The sequence below is a fragment of the Ochrobactrum sp. Q0168 genome (assembly GCF_016427605.1).
Classification (GTDB): domain Bacteria; phylum Pseudomonadota; class Alphaproteobacteria; order Rhizobiales; family Rhizobiaceae; genus Brucella.
Map to the genome: position 1 here is coordinate 183,052 of NZ_JAELXQ010000002.1, position 17,380 is coordinate 200,431.

Below are 17,380 nucleotides of genomic sequence, written 5' to 3' on the forward strand. Positions count from 1 at the left end.
TCAAGCCTTGAAGAACGCCTCATACTGATCCGGCTTGAAACCGACCGTCAGCACGCCATCCTTGTCGAGCACCGGACGCTTGACCATGGAAGGCTGTTCCAGCATCAGCGCCCGCGCCTTGGCGGCATCGACATTCTGGCGCACCTCTTCCGGCAATTTGCGGAAGGTCGTGCCGGCGCGGTTCAAAAGCTGTTCCCATGCCACCGTTTTCAGGAAACGGTCGAGCGTTGCCGCATCGAGCCCTTCCTTCTTGTAATCGTGAAAACCATAGTCGATGCCATGGTCCTCAAGCCATGTGCGCGCCTTCTTCATGGTGTCGCAGTTTTTGATACCGTAGATGGTCACGCTCATGGTCGACTCCTTCAATCCTTTGCGCGATCAAAGGCCAATATGCGTTTTGGTTCAACCCCTTATGTCGGCCTATCGCGCATCGTGAAAGATTATGCCCAGCGTATGTCGCATACCGGAGCGGATCCGGCTGACCCCGTGCCGCATCTTGACCCGGTAGTCGCCGCGCGTGCCCTGCACCGGGCGGTCATTGACGGCGAAGATCACCGCGTCGCCCTGTTCAAGCGGCACCACCTCGGCCCTGCTCTGCATGCGCGGGCGTTGTTCGGTGAGCACGAATTCGCCACCCGAAAAATCCTTCCCCGGTTTCGACAGGAGGATAGCCACCTGCAACGGAAAGGCGATGTCGCCATAAAGGTCCTGATGCAGACAATTATAATCCCCCTCGCCATATTGCAGGAGAAGTGGTGTCGGGCGTAACTGACCGGCTGCGTGGCAGCGTTCCAGAAAGGCGTCATGGCTTGGCGGGTAACGGGTGTCGCCGCCCATTCTCCGGCTCCACGCATTGGCGACGGGCGCGAGCTGCGAATAGAGGCTGGCGCGCAGACCCGCAATTAAGGCAGGCAGCGGATAAGCGTAATATTCGTATTCGCCGCGTCCAAAACCGTGCCGCGCCATGGAAATGGTGGTGCGAAATGCGGCAGAATCATGCCATTTCGTGGCAAAATTGTGACATTCGCTCTCCGTGAGGAGTTTCGGGAGAATGGCCGCACCGAATGCGTCGAGTTCGGCACCGATCTTCTCCCAGTCATAGGCGGCGACTTTTGCCGCCGCCTTTTCCACGTCGCCGCTCATGCTTAACGCTCCCGCTTCAGGAGGTCACGCTTGCGCTCGACACCCCAGCGATAGCCGGACAGCCCACCATCATTGCGCACGACACGATGGCATGGCACCGCGACAGCGATCTTGTTGGCGGCGCAGGCCTGCGCAACCGCGCGAACCGCCTTCGGCGCGCCGATCCGCTCGGCAATATCCGTATAGCTTGCCGTTTTTCCTGCCGGAATTTCCCGCAAGGCCTGCCAGACGCGCTGCTGGAACGCCGTGCCCCGCAGATCGAGCGGCAAGTCGAGACCGATGCCCGGCGCTTCGACAAAGCCGACCACCTGCGCGATCATGTCTTCGAAATCGCGGTCGGCCCCGATGAGATTGGCTTTCGGAAAACGCTTTTCCAGATCGCGGATCAGTTCTTCCGGGTCGTCGCCCATCAAAATGGCGCAGACGCCCTTGTCGCTGACCGCCGCCAGCACGGCGCCAAGCGCTGATTGACCGATGGCGAAACGAATATCGGCATCTTTGCCGCCCTGCCGGTAAGCCTTTGGCGTCATTCCGAGAATCCGGTCCGCGGCTTCATAGAAGCGGCTGCTGGAATTGTAACCGGCATCGTAGATCGCATCGGTGACGCGGATTTGCGGTGCGTCGAGCGCCACCCGCATTTTCCTCGCACGATGCGCATCAGCGTAGGCCTTGGGCGTCAGCCCGGTGAAGGCTTTGAAAATGCGATGGAAATGCGCCGGGCTGGTCTTCACCGCATCCGCGATTTCTTCCAGAGACGGTACTTCTTCCGCCGCCTCGATATAGCGGCCGGCAGCGGCCACGATTTCGGCGTGGCGCGCATTGTTCTGCGTTGCGAGCGTTTCGGTCAGATGCGGCTTGCAGCGCAGGCAGGGGCGAAAGCCTGCCCGTTCCGCATCCTCGCAGCGGTCGAAAAACTGCACATTTTCGCGCTTTCCCCGCCGCGACGGGCAGGACGGGCGGCAATAAACGCCCGTTGTGCGCACGGCATAAACGAAGGCTCCGTCCGACGCCTTGTCGCGTCCGAGCACCTTCTGCCAGCGGCTTTCATCGGGATCATGCTTTGCGAGGGTCATAAGGTTCATGTCCGTGTTCCTTCCTTATATGAACCAGACATAGAACCTTACAAGGGCGCTCACACTCCGCTGCTTGCTTTCAAATTCGCATCAGGCTTTGCGCGCATCCGCGATGGCCGCGATCAGTTCCTGTTCCTTCATCACGCCGCCATAGAGCTTGGTGCCGATGACGAAAGACGGGGTGCCGCTGAAATTGAACGCTTCGCCCTGATTCATGTTGCGCTCAAGAATGCCATTGATCCGCTTGGAATCAGCCTTATAGGCCGCTTCAAGCTTGGCGGCGTCAAGACCGCCCTTCTTCAAGGCTGCATGGACCTGTTCCTTGGTCAGACGGCCCGGCGTGGCCATCAGCGCTTCCATGGCCTTCACGTAATTGCCGGATTTTTCCGCCGCCAGAACAAGCCGCGCCGCATAGGCCGAAGTGTCGCCGAAAATGATCCAGTCCTTCAGAACCAGCCGCACATTGCCGTCATCCTTGACGACGCGTATCAGTTCACCATGGCCCTTTTTGCAATAAGGGCATTGATAGTCGAAATATTCGACGATGGTGACATTGCCATGCGGATTACCGAGAACCGGGATTTCCTTGTCGTAGAGAACCTCGGCCACGGTCGGAACGGCCTGTGCCAGACCTCGCACGCCGGAAAACCCAAGCGTCGCAATGGTTCCGGCTGAAGCAGCCAGCATCTGACGGCGGTTTATCATGAACTCACTCCCATGCCGGATTGGGACTTGTCGAGCACCACGACGCGGGCACCGGTTGGCGCGCGCTTGTAGAGATCGAGAATGTCCTGATTGAAAAGACGGATACAGCCCGAAGACGCGGCCTTGCCGACCGACCACGGTTCATTGGTGCCATGGATGCGGTAGAGCGTGTCCCTGCCGTCGCGATAGAGATAGAGCGCGCGGGCCCCGAGCGGATTGCGGATGCCGCCCTCCAGACCATTGGCATATTTCGCATAGTGGTCGGGATTGCGTTTGATCATATTGGCGGTCGGGGTCCAGCGCGGCCATTGCGATTTATAGGCGACCCTGGCTTCGCCCTTGAAGGTCAGCCCGGCGCGACCGACACCGACCGAATAGCGCATGGCCTTGCCACCCGGCTGCACGAGATAAAGATAGCGTGCATAGGGATCGACAATGATGGTGCCGACCGGATGATCGGTCGCATAATCAACCTGCTTGCGCAGGTTGCGCTCGGCAATCTTGTTCACGTCGAGCGCGGGAATGAAGTTCTTGCCGTCGGTGACAGCACCATACATCACTTCATATTCGCTGCGCGCCGTCTGCACTTCCGGTTCCGCAACCGCTGCGACTTCCACCGGCTCCGGTTCTGCCACCACCGGCTGAACCACGGGCGCGGGCATGACGACCGCGACCGGCTGCTCGGCGGACGTGGTCGTGCAGGCGGCTGCGGCCAGCGGCAGCACAGCCATGGCGGCCATGCGCAACAACCGCACGGCGATGCGGTATCTATCGTCCCCGCGTTTCATAATTGTCCAAGCCCCCAGTATCATCTTCAATCCTTGTTTCTGCAATTAGAGCTTGCTCCAAAAGTCGCCCTGTGTGGCTGCAAATTGCAATTTTCTGCGTTCCGGTGCTCACGTACCTTTAAGTACGCTCCGCTCCGGTACTCGAAAATCACCATTTTCGCACACACATGCCGCTTTTTGCTTCAGGCTCTTACATCCGGCCATCGGTGGTGAGACCGACCGACCGGGCAATGGTGGCGGACGTGACATCGCCCACCAGTCTCGTCCCCTCCCGCTCGCGGCTTGCCTTGTCGAAGAAAATCATCGTCGGCGGGCCAGCCACTTTCAGCTTCGCCATCAGGTCGGCATTGCCACTAGTGAGATCGGAAATATCAGCCTTGATGAGCTGATAGCCGTTCAGGCTTTTCTTCACATCGGCATCCGGCAACACGCGCTTTTCCACGGTGGAGCAACTCACGCACCAATCCGCCGTGAAATAGATCAGCGTCGGGCGCGAGCCTTCCACTGTCGCAAGCTTCTCCTGAAGGGAAGAAACCGTATCGACCGGCGCGAATCGCAGCTCGGCCCCACTCTGGTTGTCGCCACGGTTAGCGAATGCGGCCAGCGGTTGCAACGGATCTCTGCCGCCAGAGGCAAGGCCGAGCACCAGGATGGTTGCGTAGACGAAGGCCGCCGCGCCAATCGTGCGGGCCACAACGCTATGCCCCGGCACTTTGAGGAAGGCAAAACTTGCCACGCCGAACAACAGCATAGCCCAAAGCGCCATATCCACACCCGAAGGCAGAAGCGGTGCGGCCATGAAGATGGCGGTGGCCAGAAAACCGAAGCCGAAAATCTGCTTCACGGTTTCCATCCATGCGCCTGCGCGTGGCAGCGTGCCCGCGCCAAGGGTCGCGAAAGCGATCAGCGGCAAGCCATTGCCGATACCGAGCGCGAAGAGTGCCCCCGCACCGAGCGCCACATTGGCCGTCTGTGCAACATAGAGAAGCGCGCCCGCCAGCGGCGCGGTCACGCAAGGGCCGACAATCAGTACCGACGAAAAGCCGAGCACGGCGGCGGAGCGCTTCGACCCGGTCCGCTGGCCGGTCTGCGCGGAAACCGCGCTCACCCACCGACTTGGAAGCTGGATCTGGAACAGGCCGAACATGGATACGGCCAGCAAGGTGAACAGCGCCGCCAGAGCAAGTGCCGTCCATTTCGATTGCAAGACCATTTGCAGGTTCTGCCCCGACCAGCCAGCAACTGCCCCCACCAGCGCAAAGCCCAGAGCCAGACTGACCACATAGATGGAGGAGAGGACGAAGCCGCGCTTTGCCGTCAGCTTTTCGCCTTCGCGCGCCAGTGTTCCGGCAACGATGGGATAGATCGGGAAGACACAAGGCGTGAAGGCCAGCAGAACGCCAAAAGCGAGAAAGGCTGCGATGACAAAGCCCGTGCCGCCCTCAGCGAGCAGGTTTTCGACCAGGCCCTTTTCAGGCGCGAGCGCAAAAGCCTTGCTTTGTGCGGCGGGAGCCGACGCTTGTGTGAAGGTGGAACTCTGCGCGAATGATTTCGCCAGATTTCCCATCTGGCTTGAAACCGCCAGCGTCACCGGATCGACCGTCCGCGTTTCAGGCCGGTAGCAGATGCCGTCTTCCTGACAGCCCTGATAGGTGATTTCCACCGGCGCGGTTCGCGCGTTCACGCTGGCGCTCGCATGGCGATAATAGACTTCGAGCCTGCCGAAATTCGGATCGTCCTTGGCAATGCCGGGCTGCGTATCGACCTCAAGCACATTGCCCTTGTCGTCCTTTGCGGCAATATGATCGCGATAGAGATAATAGCCTTCGGCAATGGTCCAGCCGAGCACAAGGCGTCCATCGGCATCCCTGGTCACGCCCAGCCGAAACGCTTCGTTCACCGGCAAGGGGCCAGCGGCAAAGGCCGACGAGAACGCTGTGAAGATCAAAAGAGCGAAACTCAAAAGGCTCGCAGAAAGACGCATTCCGGTTTTCCGAACTGATTCGTAGAAAATTGATTATGCTGTAAAAGGCGAATGACGCCGCCACCTTAAGGCAGCCTTAAGCTGGGATGGCCAGAAGCCGGGCTGATTTAAAACGACAACAAGGCGAAAACAGGAAGACCAATGCGCATTCTGGTGGTTGAAGACGATGCAATCCTGCTCGACGGGCTGTCCGTCGGTCTTGGCATTGCCGGTTTCACCGTGGATGCGGTCTCGACCTGTGGCGATGCGGAAGCAGCCCTTGCCGCGCAGAATTACAATGCCGTGGTGCTCGATCTCATGCTGCCGGACGGGTCCGGCCTCGACATTCTCAAAACCATGCGGCGCGGACGCGATGATACGCCGGTGCTGCTTTTGACCGCCCGCGATCAGGTGCCGGAGCGCATTGCCGGTCTCGATGCCGGTGCGGATGATTATGTCGGCAAACCGTTCGACCTGCATGAGCTGGCCGCCCGGGTGCGCGCCATCGCGCGGCGCGGGACTGGTCGCGCAAACGCGGTGCTCGAATGGCGCGGCGTCGAGCTTGATCCGGCGGAAATGTCGGCACGCTTCAAGGGCGAACCGCTGCGGCTGACGCGGCGCGAATTCTCGATCCTGCGCGCGCTGATGGAGCGCCCCAATGCGACGCTTTCCAAATCATCGCTGGAAGAAGCGCTTTATGGCTGGCAGGAGGAAGTGGAGAGCAATGCGGTGGAGGTCCATGTCCATCACCTGCGGTCCAAGCTCGGCTCCGATTTCATCGAGACGGTGCGCGGTGTCGGCTATCGTCTGGCGGGGGCCTGCGCATGAATTCGATCCGTGGCCGTCTGACCGGCATTCTGATTGGCGTGACCTGCCTTGTCTGGCTGGTTGCCGTGGTGTGGATTCACACCACCACCCAGGCCCAGCTGGAAAAGGTTCTGGATGCGCGCCTGATGGAAGCCGCGCGCATGGTCAATTCGCTTTTGAGCGATCATCGCGTGGAAGTCGGCCCTGATGGCGATGGCGGCCAGCTTTCGCTCAAACCCATGCCGGAGTTTTCCGACTATGACCGGCAGCTTTTCTGCCAGATCTGGGCGCTGGACGGCAAGCTGGTCGGGCGCTCGGAAAGCGCGCCAGTAACGCGGCTGACCAGCGTGGCAAACGGCTTTTCCAACACGGTTGTCGCAGGCGAGCGCTGGCGGGCGTTTGCGGTTGAAAATACGCAGCTCGGTCTGCGCGTGATGGTGGGCGACAGTCTCTATGTCCGCGAAAGGCTGGTCCGCAATGTGGTGACGGGGTTGGCCGTGCCCGCCCTTCTGGTGCTGCCGCTGCTGGCGGGCATGATCTGGCTTTGTGTGCGGCGCGGGCTCAATCCGTTGAGCAGCCTTGCCGCCGTGCTGTCGAAGCGGCAGGCGCAGGATTTGCGCCCGTTGCCGGAAGAAAACCTTCCCAGGGAAATTGCCCCGGCGGTAACCGCGCTAAACGGGCTGTTCCACCGCGTCGAGGAAGCGCGCGAGCGCGAGCGCAACTTCGCGATCTTCGCCGCCCATGAGCTGAAGACGCCGCTCGCCGGTCTGAAGACGCAGGCGCAGATCGCCGAAAGCGCAAAGGACGAAGCCGTGCGCGCCAATGCGGTGCGCCAGATCGCAGCCGGTGTGGACCGCACCAGCAGGCTGGTCGGTCAGCTGCTCGATCTCGCGGCGCTTGAAACGTCCGACGAAACCGAAACGCCGACACCGGAACCGGCCTGCAAGCTTTTGCACACCATCGCCACCGATATGCGGATGCTCGGTGCACAGCGCGGCGTCGCCATCGAATTGCTGGAGGGGATGCCGCTCGTGCAGATGCCGTTCCCACATCTCTTCACGCTTGCCGCGCGCAACCTGATCGAAAACGCGGTGCTGCATTCCCCGGTGGATGGTTTGGTGCGCTGCGGCTTTACCGTCACGGACAGCCGCCTCACCCTCACCGTCGAAGACAGCGGCCCCGGCATTCCCGATACTGAAATGCCGCATGTCACCGAACGCTTCTTCCGCGGCAAGCACCGTCAGGACAATGGCAGCGGCCTTGGCCTTGCCATTGTGCAAATGGCGGTGACGCGGATGGGAGGCAGTTTTGCTCTGGTGAACCGTCCCGAGGGCGGTCTTCGCGCCACGCTGACCGTGCCGGTGACATAGGCTCCGGGACCACTTCCCTCCCTAGAAAATCGTCGTTGATTAGGATCAATGACAGCACGCCGCCCAGCGCCGATAGACATCCTGTCGCTACAACTGCCCCTGAAGGGCGGTCTTCGTTACGCGCTGCGAGGGGATTTCATGAACTACGCCGCTGGAACAGTCCTATCCGGTCTGGGAGCGCTTTTTGCCGTGCTCCTGGCCGGATTTTCCCATGACGAGCTGTTCAGAACCCATATGTGGATTCTGTTCGTCGTGCTCGCCATTTTCACCATTCTTCTGTTGCGTAACGCCGATTACGGTCTGACGCCGAAAAAGACGGATCAATCCGTCTATATGGACGGTCCGATCCGCTACGGCCTGATTGCCACGGTGTTCTGGGGCGTTGTCGGCTTCCTCGTCGGCGTCGTTATCGCAGCCCAGCTGGCTTTCCCGGATCTCAATCTGGAACCATGGCTGAACTTCGGTCGCGTGCGCCCGCTGCACACTTCCGCCGTCATCTTCGCCTTTTGCGGCACCGCGCTCATCACCACATCCTTCTATGTGGTGCAGCGCACTTGCCGTGCCCGCCTGTTCGGCGGCGATCTGGCCTGGTTCGTGTTCTGGGGCTACCAGCTATTCATCGTCATGGCCGCCACCGGCTATCTGCTCGGCATCACGCAGAGCCGCGAATATGCCGAGCCTGAATGGTATGTCGACATCTGGCTGACCATCGTCTGGGTCGCCTATCTGGTGGTGTTCCTCGGCACGGTCCTGAAGCGTAAGGAACCGCATATCTATGTGGCCAACTGGTTCTTCCTCGGCTTCATCATCACCATCGCCATGCTGCACATCGTGAATAACCTTGCCGTGCCGGTCTCCTTCCTTGGCACCAAGAGCTATTCCGCCTTCTCGGGCGTGCAGGATGCGTTGACGCAATGGTGGTACGGCCACAATGCCGTCGGCTTCTTCCTCACCACCTCGTTCCTCGGCATGATGTATTACTTCGTGCCGAAGCAGGCGAACCGTCCGGTCTATTCCTACCGCCTGTCGATCATCCATTTCTGGTCGCTGATCTTCCTCTATATCTGGGCCGGTCCGCACCATCTGCACTATACCGCACTGCCCGACTGGGCGCAGACGCTCGGCATGGTGTTCTCGATCATGCTGTGGATGCCCTCCTGGGGCGGCATGATCAACGGCCTGATGACGCTGTCGGGCGCATGGGACAAGATCCGCACCGATCCGATCATCCGCATGATGGTGGCTGCCATCGCCTTCTACGGCATGGCGACCTTCGAAGGTCCGCTGATGTCGATCAAGGCCGTCAATTCTCTGTCGCATTATACCGACTGGACCATCGGTCACGTTCATTCCGGCGCGCTTGGCTGGAACGGCATGATCACCTTCGGCGCGATCTATTATCTGGCTCCGAAGCTGTGGAACCGCGAACGCCTCTACTCAGTGCGCATGGTCAACTGGCACTTCTGGCTCGCCATTCTCGGCATCGTGCTCTACGCCGCCGCCATGTGGGTTGCGGGTATCCAGCAGGGCCTGATGTGGCGCGAGTACGACGATCAGGGTTTCCTCGTCTATTCCTTCGCAGAAACGGTCGCCGCGATGTTCCCTTACTACGTCATCCGCATGACCGGCGGCCTGCTCTACCTCACGGGCGGTCTCGTCATGGCCTGGAACGTCTATCAGACCATTCGCGGAAACCTGCGCGATGAGGCGCCGATTGCCGGCGCAACCCCGGCCAAGCCGGCATCAGCGATGCAGCCTGCGGAATAAGGATCGAACACACATGTCCTTTCTGAAAAAACACGCCGTAATCGAAAAGAACGCAACGCTGCTGCTGGTTGGATCGCTGACCGTGGTGCTGATTGGCGGCATCGTGGAAATCGCGCCGCTGTTCTATCTCGAAAACACCATCGAGAAGGTGGAAGGGATGCGTCCCTATTCACCGCTGGAGCTTGCGGGGCGCAATATCTATGTGCGCGAGGGCTGCTATCTGTGCCACAGCCAGATGATCCGCCCCTTCCGCGACGAGGTGGAACGCTACGGGCATTACAGCCTTGCGGCGGAATCCATGTATGACCATTCGTTCCAGTGGGGCTCCAAGCGCACGGGGCCGGACCTCGCCCGCGTCGGGGGCCGTTATTCCAACGAATGGCATGTCCAGCATCTGATCCGCCCGCGCGATGTGGTGCCGGAATCGGTCATGCCGAGCTATGGCTTCCTGAAGGATACGCCGCTCAGCGCCAACAACATTGCCGCCGATCTCAAGGCCAATGTGGCGGTGGGCGTGCCCTATACGCAGGACATGATCGACAATGCGCTGGACGACCTGAAGGCGCAGGCCGATCCCGAAGCCGACACATCCGGCGTCGAGGGGCGTTATCCCAAGGCCAAGCTCGGCGATTTCGACGGCAATCCGGCTGCGGTGACGGAGATGGATGCGCTGGTCGCCTATCTGCAGATGCTCGGCACGCTGGTCGATTTCTCGACCTACGATCAATCCCCCAAAGCGCGATAGGAGCTTCCCATGGATTACAACGCCATGCGCCACTTCGCCGACAGCTGGGGCCTGCTCGGCATGACGGTCTTCTTCGTTATCACCGTCTTCTATGTCTTCCGTCCCGGCAGCAAGAAGATCGCCGACGAGGTGAAAGCCATTCCGTTCAAGGATGACGCAAATGACTGATAAGCATATCGACGACGTCAGCGGTGTTTCGACCACCGGCCATGAATGGGACGGCATCCGCGAACTCGACAATCCGATGCCGCGCTGGTGGCTGTGGACCTTCTACGCCACCATCGTTTTCGCCATCGGCTACACAATCGCCTACCCGGCATGGCCGCTGATTTCCAGCTCGACTGCGGGGCTGACCCAATGGTCGAGCCGCGGCGCGCTGCAGGAAGACATGCGCCAGGTGGCGGCGGAAAAGCAGGGCATTCTCGACCAGATCAAGGCCAAGGATGTGCACGAGATTCTGGCCGATGAAAATCTGCGCCAGTTCGCCGTTGCTGGTGGTGCTGCCGCCTTCCGCGTCAATTGCGTGCAGTGCCACGGCTCCGGCGCGCAAGGGGCGCCCGGCTATCCTAACCTCAATGACGATGACTGGCTGTGGGGCGGCTCCATCGACGAAATCCTGACGACCATCCGTCATGGCGTCCGTTCCAAGGACGACGCGGATACCCGCACGTCCGAAATGCCAGCCTATGCGGACATTCTGGAACCGCAGCAAATCCGCGATGTCGCGGCCTATGTGGTGAGCCTGACCGGCACACCGCATGACCCGTCGAAGGTCCCGGCAGGCCAGAAGGTCTTCTCGGAAAACTGCGCCGTCTGCCACGGCGCAGACGCCAAGGGCAGCCGCGAATTCGGCGCGCCGAACCTGACCGATGCGATCTGGTTCTACGGTTCCGGCGAAGACGCAATCATCCGTCAGGTCTCGCATCCCAAACACGGTGTGATGCCCGCATGGGAACCGCGCCTCGGCGACACAACCGTCAAGCAGCTGGCGATATTCGTCCATTCGCTGGGCGGGGGTGAGTGAAACGCCCGGCTTTGCCGGGTGTTTCAAGGCAATAGGGCAATAAGGCAGTAAGGCAATAAGGGAATGAGGAAGTAGGAAGCGTATCGTTTCGCGTTGTCGCCAAAACATACTGCCCTATTGCCCTACTGCCTTACTGCCCTCTCCTTCCCCCAAGGAGCATAAAATGTCAGAGCAAGTCGAACGTATCGACGTTCAGGCAGTGAATTCCCCCAAGACGCGGCAGTCGCTTTACGCGGCGCGGGTCAAGATTTTTCCGAAGCGCGTTCGAGGTGAGTTCCGGCGCTTCAAATGGCTCGTCATGCTCATCACGCTGGGCATCTACTATCTGACGCCATGGCTGCGCTGGGATCGCGGGCCTTATGCGCCGGATCAGGCGGTGCTGGTCGACCTCGCCAACCGCCGCTTCTATTTCTTCTTCATCGAAATCTGGCCACAGGAATTCTATTATGTCGCGGGCCTGCTCATCATGGCGGGCCTCGGCCTGTTTCTGGTCACCTCCGTCGCGGGCCGCGCATGGTGCGGCTATACCTGCCCGCAGACTGTCTGGGTCGATCTCTATCTCGTGGTGGAACGCGCCATCGAAGGCGACCGCAACGCCCGCATGAAGCTCGACAAGGGGCCGTGGACCTTCGACAAAGTCTGGAAGCGGGTGACGAAACATTCGGTCTGGCTCCTGATCGGCGTTCTGACCGGCGGCGCGTGGATTTTCTACTTCGCCGATGCGCCAAGCCTGCTGCTAGATTTCCTGACCGGACAGGCAGCGCCCGTCGCCTATTTCACCGTCGCCATCCTCACCGCCACCACCTATACGCTGGGCGGGCTGATGCGCGAGCAGGTCTGCACCTATATGTGCCCGTGGCCGCGCATTCAGGCCGCGATGCTCGACGAGAATTCGCTGACCGTGACCTATAATGACTGGCGCGGCGAGCCGCGTTCGCGCCATGCCAAGAAGGCAATCGCCACTGGCGAATCCGTCGGCGACTGCGTGGATTGCAATGCCTGTGTGGCCGCCTGCCCGATGGGCATCGACATTCGCGACGGCCAGCAACTGGAATGCATCACCTGCGCATTGTGCATCGATGCCTGCAATTCGGTGATGGACAAGATCGGCAAGGCGCGCGGTCTCATCTCCTATGCGACGCTGGCCGATTACAACGCCAATATGGCGCTGGCGACCGGCAACGGAACGATGCCCATCACCCCGGCGCGGGTTTATGATGCTCCCAATGTGCTCTCCGATAAGGTACAGAACCTTTCATGGGGCAAAGTGCTGCGTCCGCGCAGCCTGTTCTATTTGATCGTCTGGGCGCTGATCGGCCTCACGCTGGTCATTTCGCTGTCGATGCGCCAGCGCATCGGCATCAATGTTCTGCACGACCGTAACCCGCAATATGTGCTTCTGTCGGACGGCTCGATCCGCAACGGTTACACGGTCAAGCTTCTCAACATGATCCCGACGCCGCGCACCTTCCGCTTGTCCATCGAAGGACTGCCCGGCGCGACCCTGACCGTGCAGGACGAGACGGCAGACGCAGACGGCAATTATGCCGTGCCCGTCGAACCCGACCGGCTGAAGACATTGCGCGTCTTTGTGACCCTGCCGCGCAGTGCCATCAGCGATCACCGCAAGGATTACGAAATCGAAGTGCGCGACGCGGACGGCGCTGAACACGCCCGCTACAAGGCAAGCTTCATGGCTCCGGAGGGACGATAATGTCGGCAGAAACCAAGACTGCATCCGCAAATTCGTCGGGCACATTCACCGGCTGGCATATGCTGGGCATCATGGTGGCGTTTTTCGGGGTGATCATCGCCGTCAATGTGACCATGGCCTATTTCGCCATTCACAGCTGGAGCGGGCTGGTCGTCGCCAATTCCTATGTCGCAAGCCAGGAATTCAACGAAAAGGCCCAGACCGGCAAGGAACAGGCAGCCCTCAACTGGCAGTCGACGCCTGCCTATGCCAGGGGTGTCTTTACCTGGCGGCTCACCGACCACGACGGCAAGCCGGTTGCGTTGAGCGGCGGAACGGTGGAGTTCAAGCGTCCCGTTGGCGATGTGAACGATACCAGGGCAGCACTTGCCACCCGGGAAGCGGGCGTGCTCGGCGCAAACATTGACCTCGCCGATGGCGCCTGGGTCATGGAAATCAACGCCGATGCCGGTCTGGAAGACCCCTATCGCCATATCCTCCGCGTTCTGATCAAGGACGGGAAGCTGTTATGAGCTGCTGCGTCGAGAATGCACAGATTGCGACGGTCATCCAGAGTGTTTCGCCGGATGAGATGCAGCTTGCCAGCCGCACGCTGGGCGACGGGCTGCGCCAGCTCGACCTGTCGGTGCCGGGCGTTCACTGCGGATTGTGCATCAAGACGATCGAAGACGCGCTGGGGCAGATCGCAGGCGTTGCCTATGTGCGCGTCAACCTCACGGCGCGCCGCGTCGCGATCCGCTGGAAGGACGGCGAAACGCCGCCCAATGTCGTCGATCCGCTGCGTCGCCTCGGTTATGAAGCGCATATTTTCGACATGACGCAGGAGAAGGATCCCGCCTTCACGCGCCTGCTGATCGCGCTTGGCGTTGCGGCTTTCGCCTCCAGCAATGTCATGCTGCTTTCCGTGGCCGTCTGGTCGGGTGCGGATGCAGCAACCCGCGACCTGTTCCACTGGGTCTCCGGTCTGATCGCCCTGCCGACGCTGATCTTCTCGGGCCGCATCTTCTATGTTTCCGCATGGAATGCGCTGCGCAACAGGCGGGTAAACATGGATGTGCCAATTGCGCTCGCCATCTCGCTCGCCTTTGCGATGAGCATCTATGAGACCATGAACCATGGTCATCACGCCTATTTCGATGCCTCGGTGACGCTGCTGTTCTTCCTGCTGATCGGTCGCACGCTCGACTATATGATGCGCGCCCGCGCCCGGTCCGCCGTGCGCGGTCTGGCGCAGCTTGGCAGTCGCGGCGCGGTGGTGATCGGCGATAATGGCGAGCGGAACTATCTGCCCGTCAATGAAATCCGCCCCGGTATGCGCATCATTCTGGCGGCGGGCGAGCGCGTGCCGGTGGATGCCAGAATTGAGGAAGGCCGCTCCGAACTCGATTGCGCCATTGCATCCGGCGAAAGCGATGCGGTGCCGGTCGGCCCCGGTTCGGATATTCGCGCCGGTACGCTGAACCTCTCCACGCCGCTCATCATCCGGGCAACGGCGGAAGCAAAAGATTCCTTCCTTGCCGAAATGGTGCGCCTGATGGATGTGGCCGAAAGCGGTCGCGCCTATTATCGCCGCCTCGCCGACCGCGCCTCGGAACTTTATGTGCCGATGGTGCACACGATAGCCTTCCTCGCCTTCGCGGGCTGGATGGTCTATACCGGCGGTGACTGGTATCGCTCGATCTATATCGCCATCTGCACGCTCATCATCACCTGCCCCTGCGCGCTGGCGCTGGCCGTACCGATTGTGCAGGTGGTCGCGGCGCGCCGCCTGTTCGAGAACGGCATCATGATCAAGGACGGATCGGCCATGGAACGCATGGCCGAGATCGATACCGCGATCTTCGACAAGACAGGCACGCTGACGCTTGGCCAGCCGCGCCTGATCGGCCTTGAAAGCGTCAATGCGCGCTATCTCGAAATCGCCGCCGAACTGTCGCTCTATTCCCGCCATCCGCTGTCGCGGGCGCTGGCGCTATTTTCCGGTCAGGGGCCGATGAGCGCCTTCACCCGGATCGAGGAAATTCCGGGCTCGGGCATCGAGGCGGAAACCGACGGAAAGCTCTATCGTCTCGGCAAATCCGAATGGGTGGGCGGCATGGCCGATGCAACCGCCGCAAGCGGACCGGTAACGTGCCTTTCCATCGATGGTATGCTGGTCGAAACCTTCCTTTTCGAGGACAGCCCGCGCGAAGATGCCGCTGCCGCCATTGCCGCGCTGAAAAAGGACGGGCTGAAGCTTGGCATCATCTCCGGCGACCGGTTGCCCGCTGTCAGACAACTCGCGGATTATCTCGGCGTCGATGATTATCGCGGCGCGGTTCTGCCCGCCGACAAATCGCAGCTCGTGCAGGAATTTTCCGGCGAAGGCCGCAAGGTGCTGATGGTCGGCGACGGTCTCAACGATGCGCCCGCCCTCGTCGCAGCTCATGTTTCCATGGCTCCGGCAACCGCAGCCGATATCGGGCGCAATGCCGCCGACTTCGTGTTTCTGCGTGAGAGCCTCGCCGCCGTGCCGCTGGCCTTTGCGGTCTCGAAGGAGGCGGGCCGACTGATCAGCCAGAATTTCGCGCTGTCCATCGGCTATAATATCATCGCCGTGCCGATTGCGATTTTCGGCTATGTCACGCCGCTGGTGGCCGCACTTTCCATGTCGCTGTCGTCCATGGTGGTTGTCAGCAATGCGTTGCGGTTGAAAGCCGGAAAGCAGAAGCAGGAGGCGCAGACCCGAGCCGCGCCGGTTGCCGTCATCAAGGAAGCGCACAAATGAGCGGGCTTCTCTTTCTCATCCCCGTGGCGCTGCTGATGGGCGCGCTGGGGCTAGCCGCCTTTCTCTGGTCGCTGAAGAACGGCCAGTATGAAGACCTTGATGGCGCAGCTAATCGTATTCTGCTCGACGATGAAACTACCCCGTTATCAAAATCGCGCGCAGATCGTTGACATTGGTGCCGGTCGGCCCCGGTATGAACAGATCGCCGATAGCATCGAACGCCGTCCACGCATCGTTATTGTTGAGGCGCGCAGAACCGTCCTCGCCCGCCTTTTGCAGACGCGAAACCGTGCTGCCATCGGCAAAGGCACCGGCATTGTCTTCCGAGCCGTCGATCCCGTCCGTGTCGGCGGCCAGTGCATGAATATTGGCATAGCCGTCGATATCGAGCGCGAAGGACAGCAGGAATTCGCTGTTGCGCCCGCCTTTACCGCCCTTGCCGCGAATGGTGACGGTGGTTTCGCCGCCGGACAGGATGACCACCGGCTTTTTGAACGGGCGGTCGCGTTCGGCCACTTCACGGGCAATTGCCGCATGGACATGCGCCACTTCGCGCGACTCCCCTTCCATGGCGTCCGACAGGATCACCGCTTCAACACCGTGCCGGGCGGCCTCTTTTGCTGCCGCTTCCAGCGATACGGCGGCAGATGCAATCACCCGCACCTCGTTTTGCGCGAAAACCGCATCGTCCGGCTTTGGCGCATGCGCTTGTTCGCCGCGAATATGTGCAAGAGCAGCCTCCGGCAAATCCAGCCGGTAGCGTTCGATGATCTTCAGCGCATCGTCGCGGCTGGTGTTGTCCGGCACCGTCGGGCCGGAGGCCACAAAAGCCGGATTGTCGCCCGGAATATCCGAGACGACCAGCGAGAAGACCTTGGCCGGATGCGCGGCGGCGGCAAGACGTCCGCCCTTGATGGTCGAAAGATGCTTGCGCACCGCATTCATGGCCGAAATCGGCGCGCCCGACGCCAGCAAGGCCTCGTTGACGGCAATTTCGTCTTGGAGCGTCAGCCCTTCAGGCGGCGATGGCAGCAGCGCCGAGCCGCCGCCGGAAATCAGCGCCACCACGAGATCGTCTTCCGTCAGATCCGACACGGCATCGAACAGGCGCTGCGACGCCACAAGCCCGGCATCATCCGGAACCGGATGCGCCGCCTCGATGATCTCGATGCGTTCGCAAGGCGTGCCATAGCCATAGCGCGTCACCACGAGGCCTTCGAGCGGAGCGTCCCATGCTCTTTCGAAAGCCGCCGCCATCTGCGCCGAACCTTTGCCAGCGCCAATCACAATCGTTCGGCCCTTGGGCTTGGCGGGCAGGTTTGCCCGTATCACCAGTTCCGGATCGGCAGCGGCAACAGCCGCATCGAAAAGGCTGGTCAAAAACTTCTTCGGATCGGCGATGGCGCTGGGGGCAGTCATGAGATTCCCGATTTTGATTATGGGTTTGGCAGCACTATTTCGTGCCGCGCACATAAAATCAATGGAGCCGGCCATCTCCCTCCAGATAGCCAGCT

17 protein-coding genes are annotated in these 17,380 nt (G+C 60.8%); 10 read left to right on the plus strand and 7 right to left on the minus strand.

What is annotated here, in order from left to right:
• The 6 genes from JAU75_RS05230 to dsbD form a co-directional block, all read right to left on the minus strand.
• Positions 1-351 (minus strand): ArsC family reductase, encoded by a 351-nt coding sequence (locus JAU75_RS05230; protein ID WP_199055220.1) that lies wholly within the window; start codon positions 349-351, stop codon positions 1-3.
• A 69-nt stretch (positions 352-420) separates the two neighbouring features.
• Positions 421-1,143, minus strand: a complete 723-nt coding sequence (locus JAU75_RS05235) for a 2OG-Fe(II) oxygenase (RefSeq protein WP_199055221.1) — start codon at positions 1,141-1,143, stop codon at positions 421-423.
• 2 nt (positions 1,144-1,145) lie between these two features.
• Positions 1,146-2,225 (minus strand): bifunctional DNA-binding transcriptional regulator/O6-methylguanine-DNA methyltransferase Ada, encoded by a 1,080-nt coding sequence (gene ada, locus JAU75_RS05240; RefSeq protein WP_199055222.1) that lies wholly within the window; start codon positions 2,223-2,225, stop codon positions 1,146-1,148.
• Between the two features lie 81 nt (positions 2,226-2,306).
• Entirely contained in the window at positions 2,307-2,921 is a 615-nt protein-coding gene (locus tag JAU75_RS05245) for a DsbA family protein (protein WP_199055223.1), read from the minus strand.
• The gene (locus JAU75_RS05250; protein ID WP_199056006.1) at positions 2,918-3,661 is read right to left on the minus strand and encodes a L,D-transpeptidase; all 744 of its coding nucleotides are present in this window, start codon (positions 3,659-3,661) and stop codon (positions 2,918-2,920) included. The genes JAU75_RS05245 and JAU75_RS05250 overlap by 4 nt, the downstream gene beginning before the upstream one ends.
• 238 nt (positions 3,662-3,899) lie before the next feature.
• Positions 3,900-5,693: a protein-disulfide reductase DsbD gene (gene dsbD / locus JAU75_RS05255; protein WP_199055231.1), complete on the minus strand. Its 1,794-nt coding sequence runs from the start codon at positions 5,691-5,693 to the stop codon at positions 3,900-3,902.
• A 141-nt stretch (positions 5,694-5,834) separates the two neighbouring features.
• On the opposite strand from dsbD, the gene JAU75_RS05260 reads away from it, so the two are divergent.
• The 10 genes from JAU75_RS05260 to ccoS all read left to right on the plus strand — a co-directional run bounded on the left by JAU75_RS05260 (position 5,835) and on the right by ccoS (position 16,036).
• Complete coding sequence (locus JAU75_RS05260) at positions 5,835-6,500, plus strand: response regulator transcription factor (protein ID WP_199055233.1); 666 nt, start codon at positions 5,835-5,837, stop codon at positions 6,498-6,500.
• Complete coding sequence (locus JAU75_RS05265) at positions 6,497-7,849, plus strand: ATP-binding protein (RefSeq protein WP_199055235.1); 1,353 nt, start codon at positions 6,497-6,499, stop codon at positions 7,847-7,849. The genes JAU75_RS05260 and JAU75_RS05265 overlap by 4 nt, the downstream gene beginning before the upstream one ends.
• A gap of 138 nt (positions 7,850-7,987) precedes the next feature.
• On the plus strand, positions 7,988-9,616 hold the full coding sequence (ccoN, locus tag JAU75_RS05270; RefSeq protein ID WP_199056007.1) for a cytochrome-c oxidase, cbb3-type subunit I: 1,629 nt from the start codon (positions 7,988-7,990) through the stop codon (positions 9,614-9,616).
• A 13-nt stretch (positions 9,617-9,629) separates the two neighbouring features.
• Complete coding sequence (gene ccoO, locus JAU75_RS05275) at positions 9,630-10,361, plus strand: cytochrome-c oxidase, cbb3-type subunit II (RefSeq protein WP_199055237.1); 732 nt, start codon at positions 9,630-9,632, stop codon at positions 10,359-10,361.
• 9 nt (positions 10,362-10,370) lie between these two features.
• Positions 10,371-10,529 (plus strand): cbb3-type cytochrome c oxidase subunit 3, encoded by a 159-nt coding sequence (locus JAU75_RS05280; protein WP_078337972.1) that lies wholly within the window; start codon positions 10,371-10,373, stop codon positions 10,527-10,529.
• The gene (gene ccoP, locus JAU75_RS05285; protein ID WP_199055239.1) at positions 10,522-11,385 is read left to right on the plus strand and encodes a cytochrome-c oxidase, cbb3-type subunit III; all 864 of its coding nucleotides are present in this window, start codon (positions 10,522-10,524) and stop codon (positions 11,383-11,385) included. Before JAU75_RS05280 ends, ccoP begins: the two co-directional genes overlap by 8 nt.
• Before the next feature lie 163 nt (positions 11,386-11,548).
• Positions 11,549-13,099: a cytochrome c oxidase accessory protein CcoG gene (ccoG, locus tag JAU75_RS05290; protein WP_199055240.1), complete on the plus strand. Its 1,551-nt coding sequence runs from the start codon at positions 11,549-11,551 to the stop codon at positions 13,097-13,099.
• Positions 13,099-13,611, plus strand: coding sequence for a FixH family protein (locus JAU75_RS05295; protein ID WP_199055241.1), 513 nt, complete (start codon positions 13,099-13,101; stop codon positions 13,609-13,611). Before ccoG ends, JAU75_RS05295 begins: the two co-directional genes overlap by 1 nt.
• Positions 13,608-15,866 (plus strand): cation-translocating P-type ATPase, encoded by a 2,259-nt coding sequence (locus JAU75_RS05300; protein ID WP_199055243.1) that lies wholly within the window; start codon positions 13,608-13,610, stop codon positions 15,864-15,866. Before JAU75_RS05295 ends, JAU75_RS05300 begins: the two co-directional genes overlap by 4 nt.
• A complete protein-coding gene (gene ccoS, locus JAU75_RS05305) occupies positions 15,863-16,036 on the plus strand; it encodes a cbb3-type cytochrome oxidase assembly protein CcoS (protein ID WP_199055247.1) in 174 nt (57 codons plus the stop codon). The genes JAU75_RS05300 and ccoS overlap by 4 nt, the downstream gene beginning before the upstream one ends.
• On the opposite strand, the gene JAU75_RS05310 is transcribed toward ccoS, so the two are convergent.
• Positions 16,002-17,285: a glycerate kinase gene (locus JAU75_RS05310; protein ID WP_199055249.1), complete on the minus strand. Its 1,284-nt coding sequence runs from the start codon at positions 17,283-17,285 to the stop codon at positions 16,002-16,004. The two genes, ccoS and JAU75_RS05310, sit on opposite strands and share 35 nt — an antisense overlap.
• Between the last annotated feature and the right edge of the window lie 95 nt (positions 17,286-17,380).

Coding starts and splice junctions, on each gene's coding strand:
- JAU75_RS05235 (WP_199055221.1), bottom strand. CDS start 1,143: ATGAGCGGCGACGTGGAAAAGGCGGCGGCAAAAGTCGCCGCCTATGAC.
- JAU75_RS05280 (WP_078337972.1), top strand. CDS start 10,371: ATGGATTACAACGCCATGCGCCACTTCGCCGACAGCTGGGGCCTGCTC.
- ccoS (WP_199055247.1), top strand. CDS start 15,863: ATGAGCGGGCTTCTCTTTCTCATCCCCGTGGCGCTGCTGATGGGCGCG.
- ada (WP_199055222.1), bottom strand. CDS start 2,225: ATGAACCTTATGACCCTCGCAAAGCATGATCCCGATGAAAGCCGCTGG.
- JAU75_RS05250 (WP_199056006.1), bottom strand. CDS start 3,661: ATGGCCGCCATGGCTGTGCTGCCGCTGGCCGCAGCCGCCTGCACGACC.
- JAU75_RS05295 (WP_199055241.1), top strand. CDS start 13,099: ATGTCGGCAGAAACCAAGACTGCATCCGCAAATTCGTCGGGCACATTC.
- dsbD (WP_199055231.1), bottom strand. CDS start 5,693: ATGCGTCTTTCTGCGAGCCTTTTGAGTTTCGCTCTTTTGATCTTCACA.
- JAU75_RS05265 (WP_199055235.1), top strand. CDS start 6,497: ATGAATTCGATCCGTGGCCGTCTGACCGGCATTCTGATTGGCGTGACC.
- JAU75_RS05230 (WP_199055220.1), bottom strand. CDS start 351: ATGAGCGTGACCATCTACGGTATCAAAAACTGCGACACCATGAAGAAG.
- JAU75_RS05310 (WP_199055249.1), bottom strand. CDS start 17,285: ATGACTGCCCCCAGCGCCATCGCCGATCCGAAGAAGTTTTTGACCAGC.
- ccoO (WP_199055237.1), top strand. CDS start 9,630: ATGTCCTTTCTGAAAAAACACGCCGTAATCGAAAAGAACGCAACGCTG.
- JAU75_RS05245 (WP_199055223.1), bottom strand. CDS start 2,921: ATGATAAACCGCCGTCAGATGCTGGCTGCTTCAGCCGGAACCATTGCG.
- JAU75_RS05300 (WP_199055243.1), top strand. CDS start 13,608: ATGAGCTGCTGCGTCGAGAATGCACAGATTGCGACGGTCATCCAGAGT.
- JAU75_RS05260 (WP_199055233.1), top strand. CDS start 5,835: ATGCGCATTCTGGTGGTTGAAGACGATGCAATCCTGCTCGACGGGCTG.
- ccoG (WP_199055240.1), top strand. CDS start 11,549: ATGTCAGAGCAAGTCGAACGTATCGACGTTCAGGCAGTGAATTCCCCC.
- ccoN (WP_199056007.1), top strand. CDS start 7,988: ATGAACTACGCCGCTGGAACAGTCCTATCCGGTCTGGGAGCGCTTTTT.
- ccoP (WP_199055239.1), top strand. CDS start 10,522: ATGACTGATAAGCATATCGACGACGTCAGCGGTGTTTCGACCACCGGC.